The sequence below is a fragment of the Vannielia litorea genome (genome assembly GCF_018424695.1).
In the GTDB taxonomy this organism is placed as follows: Bacteria; Pseudomonadota; Alphaproteobacteria; order Rhodobacterales; family Rhodobacteraceae; genus Vannielia; species Vannielia litorea_A.
This window is the reverse complement of record NZ_QTNQ01000120.1, coordinates 1-8,683: the sequence shown is the minus strand read 5'-3', so window position 1 is coordinate 8,683 and position 8,683 is coordinate 1. Positions and strand designations below refer to the sequence as shown.

At 64.6% G+C, this 8,683-nt stretch carries 8 protein-coding genes; all 8 read left to right on the top strand.

Features of this window, described 5'->3' with window-relative positions; all coding sequences use genetic code 11:
* The first annotated feature begins 255 nt into the window (after nucleotides 1-255).
* The 8 genes from DYI42_RS22215 (at nucleotide 256) to DYI42_RS22180 (ending at nucleotide 8,527) form a co-directional block, all read left to right on the top strand.
* The gene (locus DYI42_RS22215) at nucleotides 256-933 is read left to right on the top strand and encodes an HAD family hydrolase (protein ID WP_213549094.1); all 678 of its coding nucleotides are present in this window, start codon (nucleotides 256-258) and stop codon (nucleotides 931-933) included.
* A gap of 12 nt (nucleotides 934-945) precedes the next feature.
* Complete coding sequence (locus tag DYI42_RS22210; RefSeq protein WP_213549092.1) at nucleotides 946-1,902, top strand: sugar-binding transcriptional regulator; 957 nt, start codon at nucleotides 946-948, stop codon at nucleotides 1,900-1,902.
* 164 nt (nucleotides 1,903-2,066) lie between these two features.
* Nucleotides 2,067-3,371, top strand: a complete 1,305-nt coding sequence (locus DYI42_RS22205) for an ABC transporter substrate-binding protein (RefSeq protein WP_213549090.1) — start codon at nucleotides 2,067-2,069, stop codon at nucleotides 3,369-3,371.
* A gap of 184 nt (nucleotides 3,372-3,555) precedes the next feature.
* Nucleotides 3,556-4,422, top strand: coding sequence for a carbohydrate ABC transporter permease (locus DYI42_RS22200; protein WP_213549088.1), 867 nt, complete (start codon nucleotides 3,556-3,558; stop codon nucleotides 4,420-4,422).
* A 15-nt stretch (nucleotides 4,423-4,437) separates the two neighbouring features.
* A complete protein-coding gene (locus DYI42_RS22195; RefSeq protein ID WP_213549085.1) occupies nucleotides 4,438-5,268 on the top strand; it encodes a carbohydrate ABC transporter permease in 831 nt (276 codons plus the stop codon).
* A gap of 12 nt (nucleotides 5,269-5,280) precedes the next feature.
* A complete protein-coding gene (locus DYI42_RS22190; RefSeq protein ID WP_213549083.1) occupies nucleotides 5,281-6,294 on the top strand; it encodes an ABC transporter ATP-binding protein in 1,014 nt (337 codons plus the stop codon).
* Nucleotides 6,291-7,058 (top strand): L-iditol 2-dehydrogenase, encoded by a 768-nt coding sequence (locus DYI42_RS22185; protein ID WP_213549081.1) that lies wholly within the window; start codon nucleotides 6,291-6,293, stop codon nucleotides 7,056-7,058. Before DYI42_RS22190 ends, DYI42_RS22185 begins: the two co-directional genes overlap by 4 nt.
* Nucleotides 7,058-8,527 (top strand): mannitol dehydrogenase family protein, encoded by a 1,470-nt coding sequence (locus DYI42_RS22180; RefSeq protein ID WP_213549079.1) that lies wholly within the window; start codon nucleotides 7,058-7,060, stop codon nucleotides 8,525-8,527. Before DYI42_RS22185 ends, DYI42_RS22180 begins: the two co-directional genes overlap by 1 nt.
* Nucleotides 8,528-8,683 lie beyond the last annotated feature (156 nt).

Sequence of the window (8,683 nt, the reverse complement as noted above, 5' to 3'; positions counted from 1 at the left end):
CGCCCACCCCGTTCCGCCACCCACGGCCTGCGCGGGATGGCCGAGTGGGGTTCAGCTTCGGGTTCACCAAAGCAGGATCATCGCTTCGGGGCCTCTTTTCACCTGACCCCGGCATGGCCGAGGCCTGTCTCCGCATCAAAGAAAATAGCCGTATCCCCATAGGGGCCCCTCGGCGATTTTCATTGACCCGGAGCCTGCCCTCGTCCTTTGGGGGTGCAGGCGAAAAGTGGCTCCGAAGCAGGAACGAGGACCGGAATGGGGATGCAAAACATCGAGCTGGTGATCTTCGATTGCGACGGCGTGCTGGCCGACAGCGAGGTAATCTCGGCCCGCGTACTCGTAGAGGCGCTGGAGCATCACGGGCTTTCAGTGACGATGGAGCATGTGTTTCGCAACTTCGTCGGCCAGAGCTTTCCGAAGGTGGCTGACAAGATCCGGCGGGATTTCAACCTCGATCTGCCGGGCAGCTTCGAGCAGGAGTATCGCGCGCGGCTTGTGGAGGAGTTTGCAGCGGGCCTCACCGAGACCGTTGGTGTGCGGGAGATGCTCCGTGCGCTGGGGCGCCGGGCCTGCGTGGCCACCTCCTCTTCGCCGCAGCGGGTGGCGCGCACGCTGGCATTGCTGGAGCTGGAGCCGTTCTTTGAAAGGGTCTTCACCGCCTCCGAGGTGGCCCGCGGCAAGCCCGCGCCAGACCTGTTCCTGCTTGCCGCCAAGTCATTGAAAGTGCATCCAGACTTCTGCCTCGTGATCGAAGACAGCAAGGCCGGGCTACGGGCTGCGGAGGCGGCTGGGATGGAGGTGTGGCGCTATACTGGCGGCGCGCATTTTTCCGGCTTCTCAGCCGCCGATGTCGACACGCCCCCCGGAATCCCGACCTTTGACAACTGGTCCGCTTTCTATCAAATGGCGCCCGAGTTGAAAAAAGACATGTAGCGGGGAGTGCGCATGGCGCGGGCCGCAGGGGAAACGGCGAGGCTGGATGATGCCGCCCGGGCGGGCTGGCTCTACTACGTGGCCGGCAACACCCAGGATGAGATCGCTCGCAAGCTCGGGGTTTCGCGGCAGTCTGCGCAGCGGCTGGTGAGCCTTGCGGTGCAGGAAAAGCTGGTGAAGTTCCGGCTCGATCATCCCATCGCGCGCTGCATGGACCTCGCCGCCGCCCTGACCGAGCGCTTTGATCTTCAATTCTGCGATGTGGTGCCCACCGATCCGGCCGCGCCGGAGCTGGCGACGGGCGTGGCCGCGGCGGGTGCGGCAGAGATGGAGCGCTGGCTGGCAGACCCGGAGCCGCGGGTGATCGGGCTGGGCACCGGGCGGATGTTGCGGGCCTGCGTGGAGCAGTTGCCGCGCATGGATTGCCCGCAGCACCATCTTGTCAGCCTCGTCGGCAACATGAGCCCCGATGGGTCGGCCACCGCCTACAACGTGGTTGTGCGGCTGGCCGAGAAGGTGGGCGCGCCGCACAACCCGATGCCGCTGATCGCCGTGGTCCGCTGCGCCGATGACCTCAAGTTGATGCACGCACAGGAGCCGGTGGAGAACACGCTGGCGCTGGCGGCGCGCGCAGATGTGACCTTTGTCGGCATCGGTCACATTGATGAAACATCGCCGCTGGCGGTGGATGGTTTCATCAGCCCCGAGGAAAGCGCCGAGCTGATCGCGCAGGGCGCTGTGGGCGAGATGGTCGCCTGGGCATTTGACGCCGAGGGCCGCCAGATCGCCGGGTTGACCAACGCCCGCGTCTCCTCTGCGCCACTCGACCCGGGCACCGACCGGCGGGTTTGCGGCCTGGCTCTGGGCCGTGCCAAACAGCGGGCGATTCTGGGCGCGCTGCGGGGCCGGCTGATCAACGCTCTGATCACCGACGAGGCCACCGCCGAGGCCGTACTCGCCCTCGCCTGATCGCGGCCATTCAGCTGAAACACTAGCAATTGCAGCGCCTTATGGGCGTCTTGATGCCGATTTGTGCAGCGGCAGCACGGGGGGATTGACTTTTTGCCGCAGGTTGCGTGAGTATTTGCCCACTAGATTAGCAATTGCCCGTTTCGGGCATTGGGAGGACATCAATGACTAGCACGCTGCGCGCCCTTCTGGGCGCTACTGCCCTTTCGGCAATCGGTGGCATCGCCGCCGCCGAAACTCTGACCATCGCCACCGTGAACAACGGCGACATGATCCGGATGCAGGGGCTGACCGACGATTTCACCGAGAAAACCGGCCACGAGGTTGAGTGGGTGACGCTGGAAGAGAACGTTCTGCGCCAGCGCGTGACCACTGACATTTCCACCAACGGTGGCCAGTTCGACATCATGACGATCGGCATGTACGAGACGCCGATCTGGGGCAAGCAGGAGTGGCTGGTTCCGCTCGATGATCTCAGCGAAGACTACGACGTGGACGATCTGCTGCCCGCCATGGCCGGTGGCCTTTCGGTCGACGGCACGCTTTATGCCGCGCCGTTCTACGGCGAGAGCTCGATGGTGATGTATCGCACCGACCTGATGGAAGCCGCAGGCATGGAAATGCCCGACGCCCCCACCTGGGACGACATCAAGGCTGCCGCCGAGGCGATGACCGACAAGGACAACGAGATCTATGGCATCTGCCTGCGCGGCAAGGCCGGCTGGGGCGAGAACATGGCCTTCCTCACCGCCATGTCCAACAGCTTCGGCGCGCGCTGGTTCGACGAAGACTGGAACCCGCAGTTCGACAGCCCCGAGTGGAAGGCGACGATCGACTTCTACCTCGACCTGATGAACAACTATGGCCCTCCGGGTGCGGCCAACAACGGCTTCAACGAGAACCTCGCACTGTTCCAGCAGGGCAAGTGCGGCATGTGGATCGACGCCACCGTGGCGGCCTCCTTCGTGACCAACCCCGATGACAGCACCGTGGCCGACAGCGTCGGCTTTGCCCTGGCGCCCGACAACGGCCTCGGCAAGCGCGGCAACTGGCTCTGGGCCTGGGCGCTCGCCATCCCGGCCGGCTCGCAGAAGGTCGATGCCGCCAAGCAGTTCATCGAATGGGCAACCTCGAAGGAATACATCGAGCTGGTTGCAGAAAACGAAGGCTGGGCCAACGTGCCCCCGGGTGCGCGGACCTCGCTCTACGAGAACCCCGAGTACCAGAAGGTGCCCTTTGCCAAGATGACGCTGGACAGCATCAACTCGGCTGACCCGACCAACCCGACCGTGGAGCCTGTGCCCTACATCGGCGTCCAGTTCGCGGCCATCCCCGAGTTCGCAGGCTTCGCGACCCAGACCGGCCAGGAGTTCTCCGCCGCGCTGGCCGGTCAGCAGAGTGCCGAAGAGGCGCTGGCCAAGGCCCAGGACATCGTGAACGAGGAAATGGAAGCCGCCGGCTACAAGTAAGCGGTCCTCCCGCGACCGCCGGGCGCGCTCTCCGACAGGCGCGCCCGGCACCTGCCCCGGTGGTGGGCAAGGTCACGCTCCCCCACGGGGGCCCCTTCACGGGGGCGACCCCCGCTCTCGCGATCCGCCAGAATTTTGCCTGTCCGCGCCGCTGCTGCGCCGGACATCGGAGGAGGAACCCGTCATGGCAACCCAGCACTCCCGCGCCGCCGCCCGGTTGATGAACGCGCCCGCAGTCTTCGTGCTGCTGGTCTGGATGCTCATCCCGCTCTGCATGACGATCTACTTCTCATTCATGGATTATCGCCCGCTGCGCGGCGTCGCCGATTGTTGCGTTGGCTTCCAGAATTACGAACGCTTCATCACCTCCTCCTCCTTCCTGAGTTCGGTCGCCACCACGCTCATCATGGTCGGCGGCATCCTCGCCATCACCGTGATCGGCGGCGTGCTGCTGGCCTTGCTGCTCGACCAGCCGATCTGGGGGCAGGGGATCGTGCGCATCCTCGTGATCGCGCCCTTCTTCGTCATGCCCACCGTCTCGGCGCTGGTCTGGAAGAACATGTTCATGAACCCGGTGAACGGGCTTTTCGCCTACCTCTGGAAGTTCTTCGGGGCGACGCCAATCGACTGGCTCTCGGAACTGCCGCTGTTCTCGATCATCTGGATCGTGAGCTGGCAGTGGCTGCCCTTCGCCACGCTTATCCTGCTCACCGCCGTGCAATCGCTCAGCTCCGAGCAGCTTGAGGCCTCCGAGATGGACGGGGCAGGGGCGCTCAGCCGCTTCACCTATATCATCCTGCCGCACCTCGGCCGGGCGATCACCGTGGTGATCCTGATCCAGACGATCTTCCTCTTGTCGATCTTCGCGGAAATCTTCGTCACCACCAACGGCGCCTTCGGCACCCGGACACTCACCTACCTGGTCTACCAGCGGGTTCTGGAGAGTCAGAACATCGGGCTCGGCTCCGCCGGCGGCATCCTCGCCGTCATCCTCGCCAACATCGTCGCGATCTTCCTGATGCGGATCGTCGGCAAGAACCTGGACAACTGAGGGAGGGCTGAACACATGGCACGCGCCGTTACAACACAACGCAAGGTCATCGCCACTGCCGCCGCATGGACCATCGGCATCGCGATCTTCTTCCCGATCCTCTGGACGGTCCTGACCAGCTTCAAGACGGAGGCCCAGGCAATTGCCGATCCGCCGGTCTGGTTCGGCTTCGACTGGACGCTGGAGAACTACGAGGTGGTGCAGGAGCGCTCCAACTACTTCCGCTTCCTGATGAACTCGGTGATCATCGCCGTCGGCTCCACCGTTCTGGGCCTCCTCATCGCAATTCCCAGCGCCTGGTCCATGGCCTTCGTGCCCGGCAAGCGCACCAAGGACGTGCTGATGTGGATGCTCTCCACCAAGATGCTGCCTGCGGTGGGTGTGCTGTTTCCGATCGTGCTGATCGCACGGTTCCTCGACCTCTACGATACGCACATCCTGCTGATCGTGGTGCTGATGCTGATGAACCTGCCGATCATCATCTGGATGCTCTACACCTACTTCAAGGAAATCCCCGTGGATATCCTCGAGGCCGCGCGGATGGACGGCGCCAGCCTGCGCTCCGAAATCATCTACGTGCTCACCCCGATGGCGCTGCCCGGCATCGCCTCCACCATGCTGCTCAACATCATCCTGGCGTGGAACGAGGCGTTCTGGACACTGAACCTCACCACCACCAAGGCCGCGCCGCTCACGGCCTTCATCGCCAGCTACTCCAGCCCGGAAGGGCTCTTCTACGCCAAGCTCAGCGCGGCCTCGACCATGGCCATCGCGCCCATCCTCATCATGGGGTGGTTCAGCCAGAAACAACTGGTGCGTGGCCTCACCTTCGGCGCCGTCAAGTAAAGGAACAGGACTATGGGACGCATTACTCTGGACAAGGTGTCGAAGAGCTTCGGCGAGGTGAACGTGATCCCGCCGCTGGATCTGACCATCGAAGACGGCGAGTTCGTGGTGTTCGTCGGGCCTTCGGGCTGCGGCAAGTCCACCCTGCTGCGGCTGATCGCCGGACTCGAGGACGTGTCGGGCGGGCAGATCCGCATCGACAGCCAGGATGCCACCACCACGCCCCCCGCCAAGCGCGGGCTGGCGATGGTGTTCCAGTCCTACGCGCTTTATCCGCATATGTCGGTGCGCAAGAACATCGCCTTCCCGCTTAAGATGGCCGGGATGGATCAGGCCGAGCAGGAAAAGCGCGTCGATTACGCCGCCAAGGTGCTGAACCTCGCCGACTATATCGACCGCCGCCCCGGCCAGCTTTCGGGCGGTCAGCGCCAGCGGGTTGCCATTGGCCGCGCCATCGTGCGCGAGCCCTCGGCCTTCCTCTTCGACGAGCCGCTCTCCAACCTCGATGCGGCGCTCAGGGTGAACATGCGGCTCGAAATCAGCGAGCTGCACAACAACCTGAAAACCACGATGATCTACGTGACCCACGACCAGGTCGAAGCCATGACCATGGCCGACAAGATCGTGGTGCTTCAGGCCGGTGTCATCGAGCAGGTCGGCTCGCCGCTGGAACTCTATCAAACCCCGCGCAACCTCTTCGTGGCGGGTTTCATCGGCTCGCCGAAGATGAATTTCTTCTCAGGCCAGGAAGCGGCCAAGCATGACGCTGCCACCATCGGCGTGCGGCCTGAGCACCTTGACGTGAGCACGAGCGAGGGGCTGTGGAAGGCCAAGGTCGGCGTCGCCGAGCACCTGGGCTCCGACACCTTCCTCTACGTGCACCCCGAGGGCGTTGAAACACTGGAAGATACCGTGACCGTGCGGGTCGACGGCGAAATGGCGCTGCGCCATGGTGATGAAGTCTGGCTCACGCCGCAGGACGGCAAGATCCACCGTTTCGACGGCGCGGGCCTGCGCATCGCATGAGCCGTCTCGCCGGGAAACGCGCCCTCATCACGGGGGCGGCCCGGGGCATCGGGCTGGCCTTCGCGCGCCGCTACATCGCGGAGGGCGCGCAGGTGGCGATTGCCGATGTGGATATGGCACGCGCCAAGGCGGCGGCCGCCGAAATCGGCGCCGTTGCGGTGGGCCTGGACGTGACACGGCAAGAGAGTATCGACGCAGGCTTTGCGGCAGCGGTCGAGGCGCTCGGCGGCCTCGATATCCTCGTGAACAACGCCGCGCTCTTTTCCGCCGCGCCCCTCGTCGAGATCGAGCGGGCTGACTTTGACCGGCTCATGTCGGTCAACGTGGCGGGCGTGCTCTTCTGTACGCAGGCTGCGGCGCGCCAGATGATCGCCCAGGGCGGGGGCGGCAAGATCATCAACATGGCGTCGCAGGCCGGTCGGCGCGGCGAGCCTTTGGTGGCCGTCTACTGCGCCACAAAGGCGGCGGTGATCTCGATCACCCAGTCGGCGGGGCTGAACCTCATCGCCCACGGCATCAACGTCAACGCCATAGCGCCGGGCGTGGTGGACGGCGAGCACTGGGACGGGGTCGATGCCTTCTTCGCCAAATACGAGGGCAAGTCGCCCGGGCAGAAGAAACGCGAAGTCGGCGCGGCCGTGCCCTACGGACGGATGGGCACTGCGGCGGATCTCGAAGGCATGGCGGTGTTCCTGGCCTCGGAGGAGGCCGATTACATCGTCGCGCAAACCTACAACGTGGACGGCGGGAACTGGATGAGCTGATGGCCACAACACTTTCGAATGACACCCTGAATGCGCTGCCCGAGGCGGTGGCCGTGCCCGAGTATGATCGGGCAGCCCTGACCCCCGGCATCCTGCACATCGGCGTCGGCAACTTTCATCGCGCACACATGGCCTGGTATCTCGACCGGCTGTTCGCGCAGGGCCAAAGCCACGATTGGGCGATCGTCGGCGCCGGCATCAAGTCGTTCGATGCCGCCAGACGCGAGGTGTTGGCACCGCAGGACTGGCTGACCACCGTGGTCGAGCTGGACCCTGCCGCGCTGACGGCCCGGGTTACCGGCGCGATGGTTGATTTTTGTGAGGTGTCCGGTGACGCGCTGGTGGCCCGGCTCTGTGATCCCGCCATCCGCATCGTCTCGCTGACCGTGACCGAGGGCGGCTACTTCGTGGATGCCGAGACCGGCGGCTTTGACAAATCGAACACGGAGATCGCCGCCGACGCCGCTGACCCCGCAAACCCGAAAACCGTTTTCGGCTTGCTGGTCAAAGGCTTGAAGGAGCGACGTGATGCAGGACATGAACCCTTCACCGTGATGTCTTGCGACAATCTCCCAGAGAACGGGCATGTGGCCAAGGCTGCCGTCGTGGGTATGGCCGAGCTTGTCGACGCCGAGCTTGCGCAGTGGATCGCGGCCAATGTCGCCTTCCCCTGTGGCATGGTCGATTGCATCACCCCCGCCACCGGCGCGCGCGAAATCGCGTTGGTGAAGGAAAAATTCGGGGTGGATGACAAGGCGCCCGTGGTCTGCGAGCCATTCCGCCAATGGGTGCTGGAAGACAGCTTTCCCCAGGGCCGCCCCGCATTGGAAAAGGTCGGGGTGGAATTCGTGCCCGATGTCGCACCCTACGAGACGATGAAGCTGCGCATCCTGAATGCGGGCCACGCGGCCATTGCCTACCCCTCGGCGCTTCTGGGCCACCATTTTGTTCACGAGGGCATGCAGGACCCGGACGTGGACGCATGGCTGAAGGCGCTCATGCGGGCCGAGGTCATCCCGGTGCTGCCCGAAATCGGTGGCGTGGATTTTGACGCCTACCTCGAAAAATGCGCCGAGCGTTTCGCCAACCCCGAGGTGGGAGACACCATCGCGCGGCTCTGCCTCGACGGCTCCAACCGCCAGCCCAAGTTCGTGCTGCCCACCGTCCGCGAGGCGCTCGAGGCGGGCAGCGCCATTCAGGGCCTCGCGCTCGAAGTGGCGCTCTGGTGCCGTTATTGCGCCGAGACGACCAGGGGCGAGATAAAGCTGGAAGACGAGCGGGCCGCCGCGCTGCAGGCCGCCGCCTTGAGGGCGCAAACCGATCCGTCCGCCTTCCTCGCGCTTACCGAGATCTTCGGTCGCCTTGGCGAAACCCCGCGTTTCGTGGAAGCCTTTGCCGCCGCGCTCTCGGACCTTGACGAAAAGGGCGTGCGCGCGGTGCTTCAGGAGTATGTCGCGGCCCAGGCCTAGGGGATCGGCGCGCGGCTGACACTGCCCGGCCCGCGGTCTCCCTCACGGCCATCGTCTTTGCCGGGGACATCCTGCCGATCATCCTCCGCAAGGTCGTGAAGCCCTGACCGCATGCGCGCTGCAACAAGGAGGGGCGCTCTCCGTTTGCCCATCGCC

Coding starts and splice junctions, on each gene's coding strand:
- DYI42_RS22215 (WP_213549094.1), top strand. CDS start 256: ATGGGGATGCAAAACATCGAGCTGGTGATCTTCGATTGCGACGGCGTG.
- DYI42_RS22210 (WP_213549092.1), top strand. CDS start 946: ATGGCGCGGGCCGCAGGGGAAACGGCGAGGCTGGATGATGCCGCCCGG.
- DYI42_RS22205 (WP_213549090.1), top strand. CDS start 2,067: ATGACTAGCACGCTGCGCGCCCTTCTGGGCGCTACTGCCCTTTCGGCA.
- DYI42_RS22200 (WP_213549088.1), top strand. CDS start 3,556: ATGGCAACCCAGCACTCCCGCGCCGCCGCCCGGTTGATGAACGCGCCC.
- DYI42_RS22195 (WP_213549085.1), top strand. CDS start 4,438: ATGGCACGCGCCGTTACAACACAACGCAAGGTCATCGCCACTGCCGCC.
- DYI42_RS22190 (WP_213549083.1), top strand. CDS start 5,281: ATGGGACGCATTACTCTGGACAAGGTGTCGAAGAGCTTCGGCGAGGTG.
- DYI42_RS22185 (WP_213549081.1), top strand. CDS start 6,291: ATGAGCCGTCTCGCCGGGAAACGCGCCCTCATCACGGGGGCGGCCCGG.
- DYI42_RS22180 (WP_213549079.1), top strand. CDS start 7,058: ATGGCCACAACACTTTCGAATGACACCCTGAATGCGCTGCCCGAGGCG.